23 protein-coding genes and 2 pseudogenes are annotated in these 19,860 nt (G+C 57.7%); 11 read left to right on the top strand and 14 right to left on the bottom strand.

Annotated elements, in window-relative coordinates; genetic code table 11:
• Nucleotides 1-6 precede the first annotated feature (6 nt).
• From pheS to infC, 5 genes are all read right to left on the bottom strand, one after another.
• Complete coding sequence (pheS, locus tag NYR50_RS13965; protein ID WP_174006644.1) at nt 7-1,089, bottom strand: phenylalanine--tRNA ligase subunit alpha; 1,083 nt, start codon at nt 1,087-1,089, stop codon at nt 7-9.
• Nucleotides 1,082-1,960 carry a lipopolysaccharide kinase InaA family protein gene (locus NYR50_RS13960; protein ID WP_418136322.1) on the bottom strand — a complete coding sequence of 293 codons (879 nt, stop codon included), beginning with the start codon at nt 1,958-1,960 and terminating at the stop codon, nt 1,082-1,084. The genes pheS and NYR50_RS13960 overlap by 8 nt, the downstream gene beginning before the upstream one ends.
• A gap of 164 nt (nt 1,961-2,124) precedes the next feature.
• Complete coding sequence (rplT, locus tag NYR50_RS13955; RefSeq protein ID WP_010970766.1) at nt 2,125-2,529, bottom strand: 50S ribosomal protein L20; 405 nt, start codon at nt 2,527-2,529, stop codon at nt 2,125-2,127.
• 40 nt (nt 2,530-2,569) lie between these two features.
• Complete coding sequence (gene rpmI, locus NYR50_RS13950) at nt 2,570-2,773, bottom strand: 50S ribosomal protein L35 (RefSeq protein ID WP_003493355.1); 204 nt, start codon at nt 2,771-2,773, stop codon at nt 2,570-2,572.
• A 189-nt stretch (nt 2,774-2,962) separates the two neighbouring features.
• Nucleotides 2,963-3,499: a translation initiation factor IF-3 gene (infC, locus tag NYR50_RS13945; RefSeq protein WP_080728780.1), complete on the bottom strand. Its 537-nt coding sequence runs from the start codon at nt 3,497-3,499 to the stop codon at nt 2,963-2,965.
• Between the two features lie 187 nt (nt 3,500-3,686).
• Here infC and NYR50_RS13940 point away from each other — a divergent pair, with 187 nt between their 5' ends.
• The gene (locus tag NYR50_RS13940; RefSeq protein ID WP_418136321.1) at nt 3,687-4,475 is read left to right on the top strand and encodes an alpha/beta hydrolase; all 789 of its coding nucleotides are present in this window, start codon (nt 3,687-3,689) and stop codon (nt 4,473-4,475) included.
• A gap of 119 nt (nt 4,476-4,594) precedes the next feature.
• On the top strand, nt 4,595-5,209 hold the full coding sequence (locus NYR50_RS13935) for a transglutaminase-like cysteine peptidase (protein ID WP_006310099.1): 615 nt from the start codon (nt 4,595-4,597) through the stop codon (nt 5,207-5,209).
• 63 nt (nt 5,210-5,272) lie between these two features.
• On the opposite strand, the gene mbfA is transcribed toward NYR50_RS13935, so the two are convergent.
• Nucleotides 5,273-6,256 (bottom strand): iron exporter MbfA, encoded by a 984-nt coding sequence (mbfA, locus tag NYR50_RS13930; RefSeq protein WP_006310098.1) that lies wholly within the window; start codon nt 6,254-6,256, stop codon nt 5,273-5,275.
• A 139-nt stretch (nt 6,257-6,395) separates the two neighbouring features.
• On the opposite strand from mbfA, the gene NYR50_RS13925 reads away from it, so the two are divergent.
• The gene (locus NYR50_RS13925) at nt 6,396-6,869 is read left to right on the top strand and encodes a group III truncated hemoglobin (protein WP_174006629.1); all 474 of its coding nucleotides are present in this window, start codon (nt 6,396-6,398) and stop codon (nt 6,867-6,869) included.
• 127 nt (nt 6,870-6,996) lie between these two features.
• Nucleotides 6,997-8,100 (top strand): TRAP transporter substrate-binding protein, encoded by a 1,104-nt coding sequence (locus NYR50_RS13920; RefSeq protein WP_174006626.1) that lies wholly within the window; start codon nt 6,997-6,999, stop codon nt 8,098-8,100.
• A 7-nt stretch (nt 8,101-8,107) separates the two neighbouring features.
• Here NYR50_RS13920 and NYR50_RS13915 read toward each other — a convergent pair whose 3' ends face one another.
• Entirely contained in the window at nt 8,108-9,220 is a 1,113-nt protein-coding gene (locus NYR50_RS13915; protein ID WP_174006623.1) for a helix-turn-helix domain-containing protein, read from the bottom strand.
• A 143-nt stretch (nt 9,221-9,363) separates the two neighbouring features.
• Here NYR50_RS13915 and NYR50_RS13910 point away from each other — a divergent pair, with 143 nt between their 5' ends.
• Nucleotides 9,364-10,437, top strand: coding sequence for an alpha/beta hydrolase family protein (locus NYR50_RS13910; RefSeq protein WP_418136320.1), 1,074 nt, complete (start codon nt 9,364-9,366; stop codon nt 10,435-10,437).
• A gap of 13 nt (nt 10,438-10,450) precedes the next feature.
• Here the strand turns inward: NYR50_RS13910 and NYR50_RS13905 are convergent, their stop codons facing one another.
• The 3 genes from NYR50_RS13905 to NYR50_RS13895 form a co-directional block, all read right to left on the bottom strand.
• Nucleotides 10,451-10,969, bottom strand: coding sequence for an N-acetyltransferase family protein (locus NYR50_RS13905; protein WP_418136319.1), 519 nt, complete (start codon nt 10,967-10,969; stop codon nt 10,451-10,453).
• Between the two features lie 18 nt (nt 10,970-10,987).
• Complete coding sequence (locus NYR50_RS13900; protein WP_418136318.1) at nt 10,988-11,569, bottom strand: helix-turn-helix domain-containing protein; 582 nt, start codon at nt 11,567-11,569, stop codon at nt 10,988-10,990.
• A 95-nt stretch (nt 11,570-11,664) separates the two neighbouring features.
• Complete coding sequence (locus tag NYR50_RS13895) at nt 11,665-12,066, bottom strand: ketosteroid isomerase-related protein (protein ID WP_418136317.1); 402 nt, start codon at nt 12,064-12,066, stop codon at nt 11,665-11,667.
• Between the two features lie 72 nt (nt 12,067-12,138).
• On the opposite strand from NYR50_RS13895, the gene NYR50_RS13890 reads away from it, so the two are divergent.
• The 3 genes from NYR50_RS13890 (at nt 12,139) to lepA (ending at nt 15,509) form a co-directional block, all read left to right on the top strand.
• Nucleotides 12,139-12,744 carry a GNAT family N-acetyltransferase gene (locus NYR50_RS13890; protein ID WP_418136316.1) on the top strand — a complete coding sequence of 202 codons (606 nt, stop codon included), beginning with the start codon at nt 12,139-12,141 and terminating at the stop codon, nt 12,742-12,744.
• Nucleotides 12,741-13,610 (top strand): carbon-nitrogen hydrolase family protein, encoded by an 870-nt coding sequence (locus tag NYR50_RS13885; protein WP_418136315.1) that lies wholly within the window; start codon nt 12,741-12,743, stop codon nt 13,608-13,610. The genes NYR50_RS13890 and NYR50_RS13885 overlap by 4 nt, the downstream gene beginning before the upstream one ends.
• Nucleotides 13,611-13,682: 72 nt before the next feature.
• Entirely contained in the window at nt 13,683-15,509 is a 1,827-nt protein-coding gene (gene lepA / locus NYR50_RS13880) for a translation elongation factor 4 (RefSeq protein ID WP_418136314.1), read from the top strand.
• Nucleotides 15,510-15,610: 101 nt separating this feature from the next.
• Here lepA and NYR50_RS13875 read toward each other — a convergent pair whose 3' ends face one another.
• A complete protein-coding gene (locus tag NYR50_RS13875) occupies nt 15,611-16,165 on the bottom strand; it encodes a hypothetical protein (RefSeq protein WP_174006196.1) in 555 nt (184 codons plus the stop codon).
• 571 nt (nt 16,166-16,736) lie between these two features.
• Here NYR50_RS13875 and NYR50_RS13870 point away from each other — a divergent pair.
• The gene (locus NYR50_RS13870; protein WP_174006608.1) at nt 16,737-16,934 is read left to right on the top strand and encodes a hypothetical protein; all 198 of its coding nucleotides are present in this window, start codon (nt 16,737-16,739) and stop codon (nt 16,932-16,934) included.
• Nucleotides 16,935-16,949: 15 nt separating this feature from the next.
• Nucleotides 16,950-17,177, top strand: coding sequence for a DUF2188 domain-containing protein (locus NYR50_RS13865; RefSeq protein WP_111781391.1), 228 nt, complete (start codon nt 16,950-16,952; stop codon nt 17,175-17,177).
• Nucleotides 17,178-17,241: 64 nt separating this feature from the next.
• Here the strand turns inward: NYR50_RS13865 and NYR50_RS13860 are convergent.
• Together NYR50_RS13860 and NYR50_RS13855 are read right to left on the bottom strand one after the other, a co-directional pair.
• Nucleotides 17,242-17,442 (bottom strand): annotated as a pseudogene (locus NYR50_RS13860) (thioredoxin reductase); the annotation flags it as partial.
• Between the two features lie 97 nt (nt 17,443-17,539).
• A complete protein-coding gene (locus NYR50_RS13855; RefSeq protein WP_121690877.1) occupies nt 17,540-17,947 on the bottom strand; it encodes a DUF2000 family protein in 408 nt (135 codons plus the stop codon).
• A gap of 94 nt (nt 17,948-18,041) precedes the next feature.
• Here NYR50_RS13855 and NYR50_RS13850 point away from each other — a divergent pair, with 94 nt between their 5' ends.
• Nucleotides 18,042-18,848 carry an AraC family ligand binding domain-containing protein gene (locus NYR50_RS13850; RefSeq protein WP_418137308.1) on the top strand — a complete coding sequence of 269 codons (807 nt, stop codon included), beginning with the start codon at nt 18,042-18,044 and terminating at the stop codon, nt 18,846-18,848.
• On the opposite strand, the pseudogene NYR50_RS13845 reads toward NYR50_RS13850, so the two are convergent.
• Nucleotides 18,824-19,708: pseudogene (locus NYR50_RS13845) on the bottom strand (NAD(P)/FAD-dependent oxidoreductase); the annotation flags it as partial. The gene NYR50_RS13850 and the pseudogene NYR50_RS13845 overlap by 25 nt on opposite strands.
• Nucleotides 19,709-19,860: the final 152 nt, after the last annotated feature.

The following is a 19,860-nucleotide window of genomic DNA, read 5'->3' as shown; positions in this document are numbered from 1 at the left end:
ACCGGATTAAACGCTCAGACCGCCGAACAGCGTCGGCATGTCGAGCGGGCGGAAGCCGTAATGATTCATCCAGCGGACATCGGCGTTGAAGAAATCGCGCAGATCAGGCATGCCGTATTTCAGCATGGCGATGCGGTCGAGGCCCATGCCCCAGGCAAAGCCCTGATATTCGTCCGGGTCCAGCCCGCCGGCGCGCAGCACATTCGGGTGCACCATGCCGCAGCCGAGGATTTCCATCCAGTCCTTGCCTTCGCCGAACTTGACGATCGGGCCGGAACGGTCGCACTGGATATCTACCTCGAAGCTCGGCTCCGTGAAGGGGAAGAAGGACGGGCGGAAGCGCATGACGACGCTGTCGACCTCGAAGAAGGTCTTGCAGAACTCTTCCAGCACCCAGCGCAGATTGCCGACATGTGCCTTCTTGTCGATGACAAGGCCTTCGACCTGATGGAACATCGGCGAATGGGTGGCATCGGAATCCTGGCGATAGGTCTTGCCGGGAATGACGATGCGGATCGGCGGCTTCTGGCTTTCCATGGTGCGGATCTGCACAGGCGAAGTGTGGGTGCGCAGCACCTTACGCTCACCGTTTTCATCCGGCTGGAAGAAGAAGGTGTCGTGCATTTCGCGGGCCGGATGGCCTTCGGGGAAATTCAGCGCCGTGAAGTTGTAATAATCGGTCTCGATATCAGGACCTTCGGCGATCGAGAAACCCATATCCGCGAAGATGGCGGTGATTTCATCGACGATCTGGCTGATCGGATGAATGCGGCCGCGCTCGGCAGGCGACTGGCGCACCGGCAGGCTGACATCCACCGTTTCCGCCTTCAGCCGGGCGGCGATGGCCGCATCCTTCAGCGCGTTCTTGCGCTCGCTAATCAGATCGGTGATTTCGGTCTTGAGCTGGTTGATGGCAGCGCCACGGGTCTGGCGTTCTTCCGGTGTCATGCTGCCAAGCGTCTTCAGAAGCTCCGAAACCGAGCCCTTCTTGCCGAGCGCGGAGACGCGCACGGCCTCGATGGCCGGCTCATCGGCAGCGGCGGCGATCTCCGACATCAGTTGCGATTTCAAGGTATCAAGTTCAGTCATCTTTTCCTGCCTTGCCGGACTTTTTAACAGCGGCGTCGGTGTTCACAGCATTCATCAGATAGTCGGTCGCCATGATAAAGCGTCGCAGATCACTACCCATCCGCACGCGCCCGATCAACCGGGCAAGCGGTAAAAATCGCCCGAGAATGCCGGTCAGGCGGCTTAATTCTTCGACCGCCCGGGGTGGGGCGTATTCAAGCCAGCGTGAAAAGGCTGCGTCGCGGGTTTTAGGGGCATTACAGGCACGGGTCGCGACCTGCAGAAACAGCAGCCAGATATCGCGGGCCTGCGCCGTTTCAAGCGGCATGACCTCCTGCGGGCGCTCCTCGAAATCCATGAAACCGACACGGCCGTCCTTTAAAAAGAAATCACGCACATGCGGGCGGCCGTGGCAGAGGCCCGCAGCATGCAGCTCGCCGAGCGCTTCTGCGGATTTCACAAGCAAGGCGTCATGCTCCACCGGATCGGACGACTTCAGCACGTCCATCCGCTCCATGAGGGTCGGTCCGACATCTCCCAGCACCACCGCCGTGCGTGAAGAATAGATCAGCGGCGGAACCGGGAAGCCGCGTTGCTGGAACTGCTGCAATGTTTCCAGTTCTCGCTGCATGAGGCCCGCACCGTCAAGCGGTTCGGAAGGACGAAGAAAAGTATAGGGCAGAAGTTTCGACAGCAGCTTCTGCATTTTCATCCACCAGGTCACACGTTCCGTGCCCTGCCGTTTGATCCACACCGTCAGCTGCGAAAGCTCGACCTTCTGAATGCGCCGGTCACTTTTTAGGAGGACGCGCATCACGGTTGCGATGTCATCGTCGTCAAGATGAACGCGAAAACCTTCCGCTTCCACAACCTCACTTTTATTGACCAGCATTTTCGTCCACCAAAGGTTTCGCTCCAAACGGCGTGAATACTCCAACTCTTCTAAATTTCTAAATTAAAAAACACCGATGGAAATGTATCAGCAGCTCAAAACGAAAAACCCGCGCCGGTTTCCCGACGCGGGTTTAAAATGACAACAGATTGTCCGCGCCGTAATTACTTTACAGCGGTTTCAAACTCGTTGGTCGTACCGGCATCCTTGAGGTACTCAAGCGCCTTCTTCGCTGCTTCAACGAGCGCGCCGAATGCTGCCGGCTCATGGATAGCCATGTCGGACAGAACCTTGCGGTCGACTTCGATGCCAGCCTTGTTCAGGCCGTCGATGAAGCGGCCGTAGGTCAGGCCGGATTCGCGAACAGCAGCGTTGATACGCTGGATCCACAGAGCGCGGAAGTTACGCTTGTTGACCTTGCGGTCGCGGTAAGCGTACTGCTTGGAACGATCCACGGCAGCCTTTGCTGCACGGATGGTGTTCTTGCGGCGGCCGTAGAAGCCCTTGGCTGCCTTGAGTGTCTTGGTGTGCTTGGCGCGGGAAGTTACGCCACGTTTTACGCGTGCCATGTCATGATCTCCTTAAAGTGTCCAAAAGTGCGGAAAAGTCTCAGAGACCGTTCGGCAGGTAGTTCTTGACGACTTTCTTGCCGTCAGCTTCGGCGAGAACCATGGTTCCACGCGCGTCGCGAATGAACTTGTTGGTACGCTTGATCATGCCGTGGCGCTTACCGGCGGCGGCTGCAACAACCTTGCCGGTGGCGGTGATCTTGAACCGCTTTTTTGCAGCGGACTTCGTCTTCATCTTGGGCATTTTGCTACTCCGTTTTTTGTATCGAAACAGGCAGACGAGGCCTATTTCAAGCTATTCAGGAACGGCCTCGGCATGCCCTGCCGGACCGTTCGGACGCGCGCTTATAACCGCAGTCGGCTAAAAGCGCAACGGGGAATGAGAATTTCCCCTTGCGGCGGTGATTTACGCAGCTTTCAGAACTGGCGCAAATTATCTCGGGGCGAGAACCATCATCATCTGACGGCCTTCCAGCTTCGGCTCGGCTTCCACCTTGGCAATTGCCTGGGTATCTTCCTTAACCTGAAGGAGAAGCTTCATGCCGAGTTCCTGGTGGGCCATTTCACGGCCACGGAACTTCAGGGTCACCTTCACCTTGTCACCCTCGTCAAAGAACCGGTTCATCGCCTTCATCTTCACGTCATAGTCATGCGTGTCGATGTTGGGGCGCATCTTGATTTCTTTGACTTCGACGATCTTCTGTTTCTTGCGCGCTTCAGCGGCCTTTTTCTGGGTCGAGTACTTAAGCTTGCCGAGATCGAGGATCTTGCATACCGGCGGTTCAGCGTTAGGCGAAATCTCGACGAGATCGAGACCGGCCTCTTCCGCCATTTTCAAAGCCTGATCCGTCGGCATGCTACCGAGGTTCTGGCCCTCTTCATCAATAAGCTGAACTCTGGGAACCCGAATTTCCCGGTTGGAGCGCGGGCCCTCCTTAACGGGGGCATCGGCTTTGAAAGGTCTGCGAATGGTCGTATTCTCCTGATCTGTTTCTGGATCACGTCAGCAAAAAACAGCTTGTTTGGTACAAGCGGCGGAAATGTCGTTATTGCCGTGGCGAAGTCAATAGCATATCTGCCCGAAAAGATCACCTGTTGCCACGGTTTTTGCAAATACGCCGCCGATATTGCACGAAAATCAGGAGAATTGCATATACATGACCGAACAGACTGCTGAATTCCTGCATATAGGAATGGGCGAGGATGCCCGCAACATCGCCCTCCTCCATCGCCCAGCAACATCTCAGCCGGATGCACCCACGCTCGTCTGGCTCGGCGGCTATCGCTCCGACATGACGGGAACCAAGGCAGTTGAACTCGATCGCTTCGCAGCGGAAAACGGCCTTGCCTGCCTGCGGCTCGATTATTCCGGCCATGGCGCTTCCGGCGGCGATTTCAACAAAGGCACGATCTCGCGATGGCTCGAAGAGGCACTTGCAGTAGTGCGCGCCAAGGCGTCGTCGCGCGTCGTTCTCGTCGGCTCGTCGATGGGCGGGTGGATTGCGTTGCGCATGATCGAGGAGTTGCGCAAGGCGGGTGGCGGGCCCTCGGTCGCCGGTCTGGTTCTCATCGCGCCTGCGCCCGATTTCACGCAGGAACTGATAGAGCCCAGCCTTTCGGACGCGGAAAAGACCTCTCTCGCAGAGCGGGGTTATTTCGAGGAACATTCGGACTATAGCCCCGAGCCCAACATCTTCACCCGCGCGCTGATGGAAGACGGAAAGCAGAACCGCGTGCTCACGGGCATCATCACCACCGGTTGCCCCGTTCACATCCTGCAGGGCATGCGCGATCCCGACGTTCCCTATCAGCATGCGCTGAAGCTCATCGAACATCTTCCGGCCGACGACGTGGTGCTGACGTTGATCCGCGATGGAGACCACCGGCTTTCCCGACCGCAGGATATCGAGCGGATGCTCGCGGCCGTCAAAGCCCTTGCAATATAGGCATTTGCGCAACGCTCTTAACCATATTCAACGAGTCTTGCGCGCCATCGATTGCTAGTGATTGACTCCTACCCCCCATCCCTCTTAACTTTTCGTTAAGAATTTAAGGGACGGGTTTCATGATGAACGCACCGCTGGCGCGTGCTCTGCTGTTTGCAGTTGCTGCCGGGCTAATGACTGCTGCCTCCGCCATGGCGGAAATCAAGGGAAGCCCTTCCATGGTAACGGGCGGGATCACGTCCCAGCCAATCGGCCACTACGAATTCTGTCAGAAATACGCCGACGAGTGCAACATCCGCAGCAAGGTGACGCCGCCGCCGCGCGTTACCGACTATGGCTGGGGCGTCATTCGCGAGATCAATACTTCCGTCAACACCACCATCGTGGCGATGACCGACCAGGAAATCTACGGCAAGGACGAGGTCTGGGAATATCCGACGACCGCCGGCGATTGCGAAGATTTCGTGCTGCTGAAGCGCAAGAAGCTGATCGAGCGCGGTTTTTCCGTGGCCGATCTGCTGATCACCGTCGTGCGCAAGCCTGATGGCGAAGGCCATGCCGTGCTGACGCTTCGCACCACGGATGGAGATTATATTCTCGACAACCTCACCGACGACGTGAAGCTCTGGACCGACACCAACTACACCTATCTGAAACGTCAGGCGTCCTTCAATACGGGCCGCTGGATTTCCATCGAAGATGGTCGCGACGTTCTCGTCGGCGCGTTGCGCTGACACTCAAATTCCAGGTCTGATATAATTTTGATCGAGCCCGCCGTCGCGGGCTCTTTCTTTTTTTTACGCGTTGCCGATGATAATGCCCGCCGCCAGCACCAGCGAGCCACCCAAGACGACCTGAAACACCGCCCGCAGGAACGGCGTTTCCATGAAGCGGTTCTGAATGAAGGCAATGGCCCAGAGTTCCACAAAAACGACGATGGCGGCAATCGCCGTGGCCGTCCAGAAATGTGGAATGAGATAGGGCAGCGCGTGGCCGAGACCGCCAACGGCTGTCATGATGCCGGACGCCAGGCCGCGCTTCAGCGGTGATCCACGGCCGGAAAGCTTGCCGTCGTCATGAGCGGCCTCCGTAAAGCCCATGGAAATACCCGCACCGACGGAGGCGGAAAGACCAATCAGGAAGGTCTGCCACGTATCCTGTGTGGCAAAGGCCGCCGCGAAGATCGGCGCCAACGTCGAGACGGAGCCGTCCATAAGGCCGGCAAGGCCCGGCTGCACATAGGTCAGAAGGAACTGCCGCTTGGCGGTTTCCTCCTCTTCCGTCCGGCCGCCCTCATCCAGATGTTTTTCCTCGAGCATCTGGGCGATGTCCTCGTGACCCCGTTCCGCCTCGGCCAGATCACCCAGGAGCTTGCGGGTGGACGCATCGGTGGTGCGTTTGACGGCTTCATCGTAAAAACGGATCGCCTGCGCTTCCATCAATTCGGCCTGGGCGCGGATTTTCTCGAGCGACAGGTTCTTCACCAGCCAGTCCGGCGTGCGTTCGTAAAAACCGCGCACATGTTCGCGGCGGATCAGCGGGATGGTTTCGCCGAAACGACGGCGATGCATATCGATCAGGACATTCCGATGCTGCTGCTCCACCTCGGCCATATCCTCGAAAACTTTGGCCGATTGCGGATATTGCGCGCGCAGATGATCGGCATAAGAACGGTAGATACGGGAATCGTCTTCTTCGGACGAAATGGCGAGAGCGAGGATTTCCTGTTCGCCGAGCGAGGAAAATGGACGTTTGGACAGGGAAAAAAGACTGCGAAACATGGCTGAAACCTCTTTAGAATAATTCTAAATACATCCGCGCGCCACCGCGATCAAGCCATTTTAGAATTATTCCAATAAGGCAAAGGGTCGCATTGCAGCCTGCGGCGCTGCAGGGTAAATTTGCCCAAAAGGAAAGACGATGCAGGATCAGATTGCAGGGCGAGCCGCCCACAATGCGGAAATTCAGGACAGGGCGGAAAAGGCCATGGCCGAGATCGGCGTCGATGCCGCTTTCGTCGACCTCCTGGTCGAGACCTTTTACGGCCGTGTTCTTGAACACCCCACACTTGGCCCCGTTTTTGATGCACGGCTGGCCGGCCGCTGGCCGGAACATATGGCCAGGATGAAACAGTTCTGGACGGCTATCGCCTTCAAGAATGGCAGCTATGGCGGCAAACCCGTGCAGGCGCATTTGGGGGTGAAAGGCATGTCGGCGGAGCTTTTTCCGCAATGGCTCGCACTGTTTTCAGCGACGCTCGATGACATCGCGCCGAGCAGAAAGGCGCATGACTGGTTCATGGAAACGGCGGAACGCATCGCCAGAAGCCTGACGCTTTCGCTGTTTTATAATCCTGCAATGGATGACCCGGCGTTAAAACGCAGTGGGTCTTAAGGCAAAGAAAGAGCCACGCGAGTTTCAATATTCCCTCTTGATGGCTGCGGGGATAAATGTTTAGTAGCCAGCGGGAGGCGTACCGTGCGGTTCGCCTGTATTTGCAGAGATAGCAGGGCTTATCGACATGGATCGCAGATCATTTATCCGCAAGGCGGGCGCCGTCGGCGCCGGTGTTACCGCAACCGCTCTGGCCGCTCCGGCCATCGCGCAGGAAAACCCCAAGATTACCTGGCGCATGACGTCGTCCTTCACCAAGGGCCTCGACATCCTTTTCGGCGCAGGCCAGATCGTTGCCGACCATGTCAAGGAAGCCTCCGGCGGCAATTTCATCATCCAGCATTTTGCCGGCGGCGAGATCGTGCCGGCGCTGCAGGCGGCGGATGCGGTGACGGCCGGCACCGTCGAAATGGCGCATACCTGCTCGTATTATTATGTCGGCAAGGACCCGACCTTCGCCCTTGGGACCTCCGTCCCCTTCGGTCTCAATGCACGCCAGACAAATGCCTGGTTCAACCAGGCCGGTGGCAACGAGCTGCTCAATGAATTCCTTGCCCAGCACAATATCTACTCGATCCTGCTCGGCAATACCGGCGCCCAGATGGGTGGCTGGTTCCGCAAGGAAATCAACACCATCGACGACCTCAAAGGCCTGAAGATGCGCATTGCCGGCCTGACCGGCCAGGTGATGCAGAAAGTTGGCGTGACACCGCAGCAGATCGCCGGCGGCGATGTTTATGCGGCGCTGGAAAAGGGCACGATCGACGCCACCGAATTCGTCGGTCCCTATGACGACCAGAAGCTCGGTTTCTACAAGGTCGCGAAATACTACTACTACCCGGCATGGTGGGAAGGCGGCCCGGCCGTGCATGCTTTCGTGAACCTGCAGAAGTTCAACGATCTGCCTGAAAACTACAAGCGCATCCTGAAAGACGCCTGCGCCGCCGGCAGCGCCAGCATGCTGGAGCGTTACGATGCCCGCAACCCGAAGGCGCTAAAGGAACTCGTGGCACAGGGCGCCATCCTGCGCCCCTTCAGCCAGGAAATTCTCGACGTCTGCCACAAGGCAGCGCAGGATACCTATGCGGAGATTTCGGCCAAGAACGAGAGCTTCAAGAAGATCTATGAAAGTCAGCAGGCCTTCAAGAAGGACGCCTATCTCTGGGCCCAGATCGCCGAATATACCTATGATACCTATATGATGATCCAGCAGCGTAACGGCACGCTCTGATCGACAGTCATTTTCCGACGATCTTCAAGGGTTCTTCAGGCTTCATACGGTCATCCGGCATCTGCCGGATGGCCGTTTTGTTTGGCGAGACCAGTTTCCACACTTCCCTTTCGCGCCAGTCGACCGGACTCATGCCGGTGACACGGCGAAATTCCCGGTTGAAATTAGACTTGGTCTGAAAGCCGGCGGACAACATGATGGCCGTCACCGATTGCTCCGTTTCCTCCAGCAGCCGGCAGGCTTCGCGGATGCGGAGCTGATTGACATATTGCGAGACATTGACGCCGAGGGAACGATTGATCGCTCCCGAGATTTGCCGACTTGGCAGGCCGAGGCGTCTCGCAAGCCGGGACAGGTTGAGGTTCTCGTCGCGATAAGGCGCCTGCACCTCCATCAGCCGGTCAACCCTTGCGACGATGTCCCGGTCCTGTTCGGATGGTTCTGCCGGCGGCGATAAGTCCGAAATCGGCTCCGCCGCTGTTTGCGGCGCTTTGCTTTTACCGGCGAGAGCGGCCATGAGGCCGATCAACAACAATCCGAAAAGATTGGCATTGCTGACGAGTGCTGCAACATTCTGCCCCTGCGCCCATTCGAAATCAAAAAACACAAGCAGATCGAAAAGAGCAGAAACACAAAGAGCAACGGCGGCGATGATGAGCGCCCGGTGCGCCGAGGCGACGTTGGCGAATTGCGCCTCGTCCAGCCCATCCGGGCCCTTCCTCCCCAGAAGAAGAAGCGCGACGGCGTGGCCGACAAAAATGATGATCAGCGCGATGTCGATCGCCGCCGGAAATGCAAATTCGAGCACGACGATCAACAGTGGCGACAAAGCCAGACTGGCGAGCATCACCCTGCGGCTCTCCGCCCCCGCCCCCATCAATCCGCGAAAGGCGATGTAGATGAGAGGCGGCAGGCAGGCGGCAAGGATCGGCAGAGCATAACGCATTTCGCTGATGCCATAACCCCAACGCAGCCCCACCAGGACGGATTGCACAGCGCAAAGGGCAATGGACGCCAGAAAGGCCCGGTTGGTCCGCACATCGTCTCCGCTGCGCAGGAAAACGATGAACATGACGACCAGCAGAAGCGCTACGACAAAAGGCAGCGGAATGAACAGCACGAACGATATCCCCTGAGCGAGACCCTATTTTGCCCAGTCATGGACCAGATCGCGTTTCGGTACGACCTCAAACGCGATCAAGGACGCAAAAAACCGGTGACGGCGCAGATTGCATCTCGTTCTTTTCACCGCACGGGGTTTTCATGCGCACCTTTACGACCATCACGACCTTCCTGTTTTCCGCTCTCGCCATCCAACCGCTTTTCGCGGGCGAGGCCGTCGGCGTCAGCGACATCGCCATCCATTCGCCGGACCGGGGCAAGGATCTTGCCGTGACGATCTGGTATCCATCCGACGGCAAAGGCACACAGGTGCTTTCCGGGGAGGATCGGATTTTTCAGGGCACACCTACCTTCAAGGACGCTGCGGTGCAGCCTGGCCGTCTTCCCCTGGTGCTTCTGTCGCACGGCTCGGGGTCTAGCGTGCGCAGCATGGCTTGGATCGCCTCGAAACTTGCGAGTGAGGGTTTCATCGTTGCCGGCACCAACCATCCGGGCACGACCAGCGGCGATTCCACGCCTGCCGATACACCTAAAATCTGGGAGCGAACAGACGATCTCTCCACGATCCTCACCGCGATGACGACACAGGGCAAATGGTCCGCCACAGTCGACACGGACAGGATCGGTGTTGTCGGCTTTTCGCTGGGCGGCAGCGCGGCAATGGAGATATCCGGCGCCCGCGCCGGCCTCGATGCCTATGCGCGTTATTGCGAAGACTATACCACGATGCCGGATTGCCAATGGTTTGCTGGGGGCCGGGGTTATCTCAATAACGAGCCGGTCAGCGTGACGAAGCTCGATCTCAGAACCCTCGACAAGGCCCGTTTCGAACAGCAGAACCGCGATTCCCGTGTCCGTTCCGCCGTACTGGTCGATCCCGGCCTCGCACTCGCCTTCCAGCCGGAGAGCTTGAGAAAGATCGACATTCCGCTCACCTTCATCAATCTCGGCAGCAAGGGGAAAATTCCGCCAGCAGTGCTGGCGGACAGGCTGGCGGCCGAGGTGCCCGGTGCAACCTATCAGCAGGTCGACGAGGCCGACCATTTCAGCTTCCTGCCCCTCTGCAAGGAAGGCGCCAGCGCGTTTCTCAAATCCGTTGGCGAGCGGGATCCGATCTGCGAACCGGCCGGGCCGCGTGATCGTTCTGATATTCATGCCGAGTTGGAAAAGACGATCGTTGCCGCCTTCAACCGAACGTTGAAGCCCGGGCAATAGGCCCCCGAAAGATCTAGCCGATGCGCTTGTAAAACAGGGTCGTGCCGCAATAGCGCCCATCGGGAAACAGGGCGTAATCGGGAATGACGCCAACCCGCTGCCAGCCGAGGCGGGGATAGATCGCCTCGGCATCACTGCCTGTCGCCGTATCCAGCACCAGAAGGGTACGGCCACGGGCAGCCGCTTCCTGCTCCACCTTTTCCATAAGCTTGCGGGCGAGACCAAGGCCGCGCGCCTTGGGATGCACGAGAAGCTTCATCAGATCGCCGCGATGCGGCTGGTTGGGCTTGGAAGCGAGACCGACCTGCACGGTGCCGACCACCCTGCCATCCACTTCCGCCACCACGTGGATCGTACCACCCTCGCCCACATTTTCCGCCACGGCTTGCCAGAAGGGTTCTGCATCCCGCGGGGAGAAGGGCAACATAAACCCGACGGATGCGCCGCCATTCACGCACTCGGCAAGGACGTCGCAGAGTTCGGGCAGGGCATCGATGGTTTCTTGCCCGTTCAATATGCGGATGTTGGCCATATGAACTCCTCTGGGAAATCAGCGCTGTCTTTGATCCAGCACGACGGCATAACGGGCGGGTTTTTCGGAAGGATTGTGAAAGACATGCCCCTCGCCCACCGGCATGAACAGGCAATCTCCGGGTTCCATCAGGTGCACGACACCGCCGCTCGTCATCTCCAGAACACCTTCGAAGAGCCAGACATATTGCGTCATGCCCCGGCTTGCCGCGTGCGGCGGAAAACCGACACGCGCGCCTGCCGGAAATTCGACTTCAACGATATCGACATCAGACCCCACCCGTGGTGGGGAAATAGCGCGGCGGACATAACCGGTCTCCGGGTCTTTCCACAGCTGCTGGTCGTGTTTCTTCACCAGCGGGGAGACCGCCTCTTCGTTTTCCGCGAAGAAACCGGAGAGCGACAGGCCGAGTGCTGCGCAGATGCGCGCAAGCAGCGACGCGGTGGGGCTCGCCTCCCCTCGCTCGATGCGCGAAATCATGGCGCGACTGACGCCGGATTCGGAAGCGAGCCGGTCCAGCGTCAGGCCGTTTTCAGCCCGCAACACCTTGATCCGCTCGCCGATGGAGCGTTCTAGAATTCGATCTTCAGTTTCCATCATATGAGATTATTATTCTCATATGATGGAGTCAATATCCATGATAATGGAAATTATAATTGCCACTCTGCGGCCAGTTCCGCATGGCAAATGAGGGTTCAGGCGCCGACCTGGGCGATCCAGTCGTTCAGATTGTAGTAATTTGTTACTCGGCTAACCTTCCCGTCCTTCAGGTCGAAGAAGGCGCCGGCCGGCAGCACGTATTTCTGGCCATTCGCTTCCGGCAAGCCCTCATCGGTCTTGAGATATTCGCCGTTGACGACGAATTCGGCGGATGCGCGTTTGCCGTCTTCGCTCGCCATGATCACCATGTCGGTGAGGTTTTCCCGGTAGCAGCGGTTCATATGATCCATGAAGGAGGCGAAGGCGGCCTTGCCGGTCTGGCGCTCGCCCTGATTGATGTCATGCACCACCTCATCGTGAAGCAGCGCCAGGAAGGCGTCCATGTCCTGACTGTTGAAGGCATCGTAATAGGCGCGGATGGTCTCGGCAGCGGTCATCGTCTTCTCCGTTCATGCTTGCGCGGGTGTTCCATGACGGTATAACCAGTGCAACCGAGAGTGAAAATGCCCATGACCGTCGAAATCAAGTCTCTTTCCGGCATCGACGCAGCGCCCCATTTCGATGACCTCGCACGCCTGCGGATCAACGTCTTCCGTGCCTTCCCCTATCTCTATGACGGATCGCTGGATTATGAGCGCAAATACCTCGCGACCTATGCCGATACTGACGGCGCGGTATTCGTGCTGGCGCTCGATGACGGGCGCGTTGTCGGTATGTCTACCGGCATGCCGATGATGGCGGAAACCGATGAGGTGAAGGCGCCCTTCCTCGAGACGGGCTACGATCCGGACCGGATATTTTATTTCGGAGAAAGCGTGCTTCTGCCCGACTATCGCGGTCACGGGATAGGAGTACGCTTCTTCGAGGAACGGGAGGCCCATGCAAAGAGGCGCGGCTTCGATCGCTGCACCTTCTGCGCCGTCGAGCGACCCGCCGATCATCCGCGTCGCCCGGTGGATTACGTGCCGCTGAATGAATTCTGGGAAAAGCGGGGTTATCGCCACCATCCCGAGTTACGCACCAGCTTCACATGGCAGGACATCGACGAGAGCAGCGAAAGCGCAAAACCGCTGTCCTTCTGGATGAAGATCATTGCCGGAGATGCAAACGAATGACACGGTTAGCGGCCAGCCAATATGCCATCGAACTGATCGAGACATGGGAGGCCTATGCGGCGCATCTTTCCGCCATCGTCCGCGAGGCCAAGGAAAAGGGCGCGGAACTGTTGCTTCTGCCGGAATATTCGGCGATGGCGCTGACCGGGCAATTGCCACCCGATGCCCGCTCCGATCTGCACCGTTCCATTGAAGAGATACAGCCACTCATCCCCTCCTGGGTGGAGCTTTGCGAGGAGCTGGCGCGACAACACCAGATTCTGCTCCAGCCCGGCAGTGCGCCGGTGAAGGACCCGGACGGCAGGTTCCGCAACCGGGCCTGGCTCTTTGGCCCCGATGGCCTGATCGGTTATCAGGACAAGCAGATCATGACCCGGTTCGAGCGGGAGCAATGGAACATTCATGCCGGGGTCGAGGGTTTGAAAGCCTTCGAGACGAGCATCGGCAGGCTCGGCATTTTGATCTGTTACGACAATGAGTTTCCGATGCTCGGCCGCAAGCTGGCGGAACTCGGTGTGGAACTGGTACTGGCACCAAGCTGCACCGACACTTTGGCCGGCGCTTACCGGGTGCGCATCGGCGCACAGGCCCGGGCACTGGAAAATCAATATGCCGTTCTTTCCTCCCCCACCGCGGGCGAGGCTCCATGGTCTCCTGCCGTCGATGAAAATCGCGGGCGGGCGGCGCTTTATGTGCCGTCCGACTACGGCATGCCGGCCTCCGGCATCATTGCGGAAAGCGAAAGCGATGCGGTGACGGAGAGCACGATGCTGATTGCCGATATCGATCTTGCCGCTGTGGCAAGGCTGCGTACCGAAGGACAGGTTGCCACTCGCCGCGACTGGCCGGAGCAATTTGCGGTCTGAAAGCCCATTTTAAAGGGCTTTTAACCAAATTCCCGCTTTGCGGCATGACAAGCCCCTGCTATAGCGCGGAACATGAGCACAAATTCGACCCGCACGCCCCTGGACCATATCCGCAACTTCTCGATCGTTGCCCACATCGATCACGGCAAATCGACGCTGGCCGACCGGTTGATCCAGTCGACGGGCGGCCTTGCCGAGCGCGACATGTCGGAACAGGTTCTCGATTCGATGGATATCGAGCGCGAGCGCGGTATCACCATCAAGGCCCAGACCGTGCGCCTGCACTACAAGGCAAATAACGGCGAGACCTATGTGCTGAACCTCATCGACACGCCCGGTCACGTCGACTTTGCCTACGAAGTGTCCCGCTCGCTTTCGGCCTGCGAAGGTTCGCTGCTGGTGGTCGATGCATCGCAGGGCGTGGAAGCCCAGACGCTCGCCAACGTCTATCAGGCGATCGACAATAATCACGAGCTGGTCACGGTCTTGAACAAGATCGATCTGCCGGCGGCCGAACCCGACCGCATCAAGGAGCAGATCGAGGAAGTGATCGGTATCGACGCCTCCGACGCCGTGATGATTTCGGCCAAGACCGGTCTTGGTATTCCCGATGTTCTCGAAGCCATCGTCGACCGTCTGCCGCCGCCGAAAAGCGATGTCGGCGAAAACGGCCCGCTGAAGGCACTGCTGGTCGACAGCTGGTACGACACCTATCTCGGCGTCATGGTTCTGGTGCGCGTCATTGACGGCGTGCTGAGCAAGGGCCAGCAGATCCGCATGATGGGTTCGGGCGCAAAATACGGCATCGAACGCGTCGGCGTGCTGACCCCGAAGATGGTCAATGTCGACAGCCTCGGCCCCGGCGAGATCGGCTTCATCACCGCTTCGATCAAGGAAGTCGCCGATACCCGCGTTGGCGATACCATCACCGACGACAAGCGCCCGACGGCGCAGGCCCTGCCCGGCTTCAAACCCGCGCAGCCGGTGGTATTCTGCGGCCTCTTCCCGGTTGATGCGGCTGACTTCGAAGACCTGCGCGCGGCTGTCGGCAAGCTTCGCCTCAACGACGCTTCCTTCTCCTTCGAAATGGAATCGTCAGCCGCCCTCGGCTTCGGTTTCCGCTGCGGCTTCCTCGGCCTGCTGCATCTCGAAATCATTCAGGAACGCCTTGAGCGCGAGTTCAATCTCGATCTCGTCGCAACCGCCCCTTCGGTCGTCTATGAAATGACGCTGACGGATGGCACGGAAAAGGAACTTCACAACCCGGCTGACATGCCCGACGTGGTGAAGATCAAGGAAATCCGCGAGCCGTGGATCAAGGCGACGATCCTGACGCCGGATGAATATCTCGGCGGCATCCTGAAGCTGTGCCAGGACCGGCGCGGCCTGCAGACGGAGCTGACCTATGTCGGCAACCGCGCAATGATAACCTATGAGTTGCCGCTCAACGAAGTGGTGTTCGATTTCTACGACCGGCTGAAATCCATCTCCAAGGGTTACGCCTCGTTCGATTACAACATCATCGACTATCGCGAAGGCGATCTCGTCAAGATGTCGATCCTCGTCAATGGCGATCCTGTCGATGCCCTCTCCATGCTGGTGCACCGCTCTGCGGCCGACCGACGCGGGCGCTGCATGTGCGAAAAGCTGAAGGAACTCATTCCGCCGCACATGTTCCAGATCCCGATCCAGGCCGCCATCGGCGGCAAGGTCATCGCCCGCGAAACCGTGCGCGCGCTGCGCAAGGACGTGACGGCGAAGTGTTACGGCGGTGACGCAACGCGCAAGCGCAAGCTTCTGGATAAACAGAAGGAAGGCAAAAAGCGCATGCGCCAGTTCGGCAAGGTGGAAATTCCGCAGGAAGCCTTTATCGCCGCTCTGAAGATGAACGACGAGTGATGCATCTGTAATGCTGCAAGGGCGTGGCGCGACAGCAGGCAGCGCGCTACGCTTGTTTAACCTGCACCTACTAGAAGTAACCTGAAAATCCGCCGCTAACACTAATCAACAATTGCCATAGCACGTATCACGTTCGCTATCCTTGACGCCTCTGATTGAGTTAGATCGTGAGGTATCCCCTGCACATAAACCGTCAAATCAGCGCGAACTGGTATCGGCAAAATCAACGTGGCAACCGGCGGCGGTGTTTGAGTGTTTAGTGTCGGTGAAGAAGCAAGCGGCGCAGTATTTTCTTTTTGCGCTCTATTGGCTGGTCGTGAATTCTCACGTGCTTTTTTGCCGTTGCCTGTGCTTGGCCTAAATGCCATCGGATTTTCAACATAACTAAGAAAATCATCGATAGCAGACCTCACCCTACTCTTATAGGTGGCCAAGCTGTCGCCGGTATATTTCATTCCATTTAGGTTCTGAAAACGACGCATCACATCGTCCAGATCGATCATGGACACATCTTTCGCCTCCTCGCTGTCCAGAATCCCCAGAACATTGTTAACGGCCGCCTTTCTTGAGGAGGCTGTTGTCTTGTTCATGAGTCCCTTGCGAGCGAGATAGTCGAGAAAACCAAGCAACGCGTCTTTAGATTTTTGACCAGTCATCTTCCGACTCCTATTTATCTTATTATTACAGAGCGACTTAAACGCGTCAACGGCTCTAGTGACTCGCCATCCATTGGGACGAAAGCTGACTCAGACAACAACGATAACTACAGAAATCCGCAAACAGACAGACATAAACATCATAACACATTGTATAATATCAGTTTTTTATGAAAAATTCACGTCTATCAACATATTAAAGATTGACATAGACAAATTGATCTCATGATTTTTTTGTCTGAATTTTTAAAAATCACGCATTTATCGTCGTGAATGGATTGACTCCACAGAAGTACCGATCAAGTATTGTTGCAAAGGAGAATCACATGGAAAGAATTGCACTAGCTGACCGCACCAACGAGCACCGTCGCGATTGGCAATAACAAAAAGGGCCACAAAGCAGGAGGGCTGGTACCCGACCTGAAATGTGACCCATGGTGTCAGCGGACAAGCCCAAATCCGTTGGACGGAATAACTGGGAATGCCGATATCTGAAGCACTTAACACTTTTAGAATCGCATTTTCCGGTCTCCGTTTCAAGAGGGCATTCCGTCGTAGTCAGGAGAATATAATGACCAACGACAATATGCCGAGCTACACGCTCACTTTTGATGATGCCGTCCAGATTTGGCTTCGCCACTGGAAGGGTGAATTCCAGAACCGGATTGCAGCGAGCTTCGACGTCAATCCGGGCCGCGTTAACGATGTCCTTAAAGAGCGGAAACATGTCGGCAGCCGTGAAGCCGCGCTTTCCCGGCGTTCCGCGTGACGAAAGGTTCTGAACATGACGAATAAGCGTAATCAACACGTTGTTCCTCATCCCGATGGCTGGGCCGTAAAAGGCGCCGGTGCAGAAAGGGCGACGAGGGTGGTGGAAACTCAACGCGAAGCAATCGATATTGCCCGCGGGATCGCACAAAATCAGGCAACGGAAATGCTGATTCATGGAGAAAACGGTCGTATCCGCGAGCGTAACTCCTATGGCAATGATCCCTTTCCGCCCAAGGGCTGATTGATCTTTTTGCTGGTGCTGGTGGCCTCCATGGGCCACCAGTTTTAGGAACTTCCTTCGATTTTCACATTTCCGGGAACAGGATGGACCGGTGAGCCGCAGCGCCCGCCATGGCGCCATCGCCGACCGCAAGGGCGACCGAGCCGGCCGGTCTTGCCACATCGCCACAGGCGAAGATGCCGCGGGCGGTGGTCTGTTTCATCGGGTCCGTCACGATGGTCGATCCCATTGGCCCCTCCTTCACCGCACAGCCGAGTTTTTCGATATCGCCGCTCTGAAGATGAACGACGAATAAGCGGCCATCACTGCATCGCTATTGAAGGGAGGCCCACAGCCTCCCTTTTGCGTTTGAAGGCCGATCCTCAAGCGTGCAGCTTCGCACCCTTGGTGATCTTGTCGACGATCTTCCTGTCGGCCCTCAGCGCCATGCCGACGACCTTCGCAGTGTCGGGAGAAAACTGCGAAAACACCTGGCGGTTGGCGGCATCGTGGCCGGTGGCGAACATTTCCTCGATGTAGAGCGATGTCGTGATGTCACGCTCGAGGGAACGCTGGTGGATTTTCCGCAACGCCTCCTGATCCGTGGCCATGACGACGATTGGCTGAATGGACAGGGGATTGTAGACGTTGCCTGCGCCATCGCGGTATGGTTCCCCGATGATCTCTCCGGTCTGGGCGACAATGCCGGACATGAGAAATGCGGTGACGTTCAGTTTTTGCCACACGGCAAGGTCATCACGAAGAATGACGGCGATCTTGGTATCAAACATGCGAACTCAATCTGGCTGTGGTTACGAAAGAGAAGCGATCCTAGCGCCTCGGGGCAGCAACGATCTTGAACGTTCGTGCAAATTCGAAGGGATCGTGCAGGCCCGCTCCAGCGAGGGCATAGAGCGTATAGACGCGCGCTTTCACGGCAATGCCTATGCGCCGCATCGCCACGATACCTATGCGCTCGGCGTCACGCTTTCCGGCGTACAGACCTTTTCCTATCGTGGCACATCGCATTTCAGCATGCCGGGAAATGTCATCGTTCTGCATCCCGATGAAGTTCACGATGGTGGCGCAGGCACGGACGAAGGCCTGCACTATCGCATGCTCTACCTTCCACCGGAGAAAACGACGGAGGCGGGATGCAACACGCTGCCCTTTGCCCGAAGTGCCGTCATTGAGGACGAAGAGTTCCGCCAATGCCTGACCGAGGCACTCGGCAATCTCGACGGCGAACCTGACAGTCTGCTTCTCACCGACTGGCAATCGCGGCTTTCGGATCTGCTCTGGAAACATTCGAACGGAAGCGCCAGTCCCATCAAGTGGATCGACCGCGCCGCCGTTCTGCGATGCCGGGACTATCTGCTGGAAAACAGCGCCGACACCGTTCTGTCGCAGGAGCTGGAACAGATAAGCGGGCTCGACCGCTTCACACTCTTCCGCCACTTTCGTTGCCTGTTCGGCACCAGCCCGCACCGTTATCTCATCATGCGCCGGCTGCAAAAATGCAAGGACATGATGCGCGCGGGTGCGAGCCTTGCCGAAACGGCGTTTGCCTGCGGCTTCGCGGACCAGGCCCATTTCACCCGGCATTTCAAAAATGCCTTCGGCATGCCCCCGGGCCGCTGGCTGAACCTCGTCTCAGACTGGTGCATTTCCGGGAACAGGATGGAGCGGTGAGCCGCAGCGCCCGCCATGGCGCCATCGCCCACCGCAAGCGCGACCGAGCCGGCCGGTCTTGCCACATCGCCACAGGCGAAGATGCCGCGGGCGGTGGTCTGTTTCATCGGGTCCGTCACGATGGTCGATCCCATTGGCCCTTCCTCCATCGCACAGCCGAGTTTTTCGATCCAATCCGCGTTAATGCGCAATTTGGGCTGGGTGAAGAGACCGGCCAACGTCATGCTGCGGCCATCCGCCAGAACGACATCCGCATGCCCGGCAATCTCCCTGATGCGGGTTGTTTCCACCCGGACGCCGCGCGCTGCCAGCAGCGCATGCTGATCCGCATCCGGCTCGACTATGCCATTGGTGAAAAAGGTCGTCTCGCCCCAGTCGGGAAGCATCAACGCGTGGTGAATGGCCATTGGCGAAGCGGCGATGACGCCGATTTTTCCCTGATCGAGCTCATAGCCATGGCAATAGGGGCAATGGAAGACCGCAGAACCCCAGCGCTCCCTCAGCCCGGTAATCTCAGGAAGTTCGTCGGTCACACCCATGGCGAGGATAAGTCGGCCCGCCGTCTCCCGGCGGCGGCCGTCGATCTCAACGATGAACTCACCGAAAGAGCCCTTGGCGTCGGTCACCCTGCCCTTGACCCAATGTATGGTCGGGTAACGTTCGATCTGTCGGCGCGCCTCGGCGATAATCTCGCCCGGTGCTCTCCCATCCTGCCCGAGGAAACCGTGTGAATGGCTGGCGAAACGGTTTCTGCGTTCGCTGGCATCCACGATCAGGATGTTTTTTCTGGCGCGACCAAGCTGCAGGGCGGCGGAAAGGCCGGCATAGCTGCCGCCGATGATGATGACGTCGAATTTCATGATGCACCCATTGTTCAGGGAATGAGGCGGGAGCGCCGTTCATTTTCATGAAACTTATATTGTTACATGAATTTTGGAGTCAATAGTCACGCAACTTATATTGTTACGTCACATCCAAACTGATATCGTCCCCGATAAATGGATGGGCTGAG

The sequence above is a fragment of the Agrobacterium sp. El2ro-1b genome, assembly GCF_048298475.1.
Classification (GTDB): Bacteria; Pseudomonadota; Alphaproteobacteria; order Rhizobiales; family Rhizobiaceae; genus Agrobacterium; species Agrobacterium fabrum.
This window is presented reverse-complemented; position numbering and strand designations above follow the sequence as displayed.

Coding starts and splice junctions, on each gene's coding strand:
- pheS (WP_174006644.1), bottom strand. CDS start 1,089: ATGACTGAACTTGATACCTTGAAATCGCAACTGATGTCGGAGATCGCC.
- NYR50_RS13960 (WP_418136322.1), bottom strand. CDS start 1,960: ATGCTGGTCAATAAAAGTGAGGTTGTGGAAGCGGAAGGTTTTCGCGTT.
- rplT (WP_010970766.1), bottom strand. CDS start 2,529: ATGGCACGCGTAAAACGTGGCGTAACTTCCCGCGCCAAGCACACCAAG.
- rpmI (WP_003493355.1), bottom strand. CDS start 2,773: ATGCCCAAGATGAAGACGAAGTCCGCTGCAAAAAAGCGGTTCAAGATC.
- NYR50_RS13940 (WP_418136321.1), top strand. CDS start 3,687: ATGACCGAACAGACTGCTGAATTCCTGCATATAGGAATGGGCGAGGAT.
- NYR50_RS13935 (WP_006310099.1), top strand. CDS start 4,595: ATGATGAACGCACCGCTGGCGCGTGCTCTGCTGTTTGCAGTTGCTGCC.
- mbfA (WP_006310098.1), bottom strand. CDS start 6,256: ATGTTTCGCAGTCTTTTTTCCCTGTCCAAACGTCCATTTTCCTCGCTC.
- NYR50_RS13925 (WP_174006629.1), top strand. CDS start 6,396: ATGCAGGATCAGATTGCAGGGCGAGCCGCCCACAATGCGGAAATTCAG.
- NYR50_RS13920 (WP_174006626.1), top strand. CDS start 6,997: ATGGATCGCAGATCATTTATCCGCAAGGCGGGCGCCGTCGGCGCCGGT.
- NYR50_RS13910 (WP_418136320.1), top strand. CDS start 9,364: ATGCGCACCTTTACGACCATCACGACCTTCCTGTTTTCCGCTCTCGCC.
- NYR50_RS13905 (WP_418136319.1), bottom strand. CDS start 10,969: ATGGCCAACATCCGCATATTGAACGGGCAAGAAACCATCGATGCCCTG.
- NYR50_RS13900 (WP_418136318.1), bottom strand. CDS start 11,569: ATGATGGAAACTGAAGATCGAATTCTAGAACGCTCCATCGGCGAGCGG.
- NYR50_RS13895 (WP_418136317.1), bottom strand. CDS start 12,066: ATGACCGCTGCCGAGACCATCCGCGCCTATTACGATGCCTTCAACAGT.
- NYR50_RS13890 (WP_418136316.1), top strand. CDS start 12,139: ATGACCGTCGAAATCAAGTCTCTTTCCGGCATCGACGCAGCGCCCCAT.
- NYR50_RS13885 (WP_418136315.1), top strand. CDS start 12,741: ATGACACGGTTAGCGGCCAGCCAATATGCCATCGAACTGATCGAGACA.
- lepA (WP_418136314.1), top strand. CDS start 13,683: ATGAGCACAAATTCGACCCGCACGCCCCTGGACCATATCCGCAACTTC.
- NYR50_RS13875 (WP_174006196.1), bottom strand. CDS start 16,165: ATGACTGGTCAAAAATCTAAAGACGCGTTGCTTGGTTTTCTCGACTAT.
- NYR50_RS13870 (WP_174006608.1), top strand. CDS start 16,737: ATGACCAACGACAATATGCCGAGCTACACGCTCACTTTTGATGATGCC.
- NYR50_RS13865 (WP_111781391.1), top strand. CDS start 16,950: ATGACGAATAAGCGTAATCAACACGTTGTTCCTCATCCCGATGGCTGG.
- NYR50_RS13855 (WP_121690877.1), bottom strand. CDS start 17,947: ATGTTTGATACCAAGATCGCCGTCATTCTTCGTGATGACCTTGCCGTG.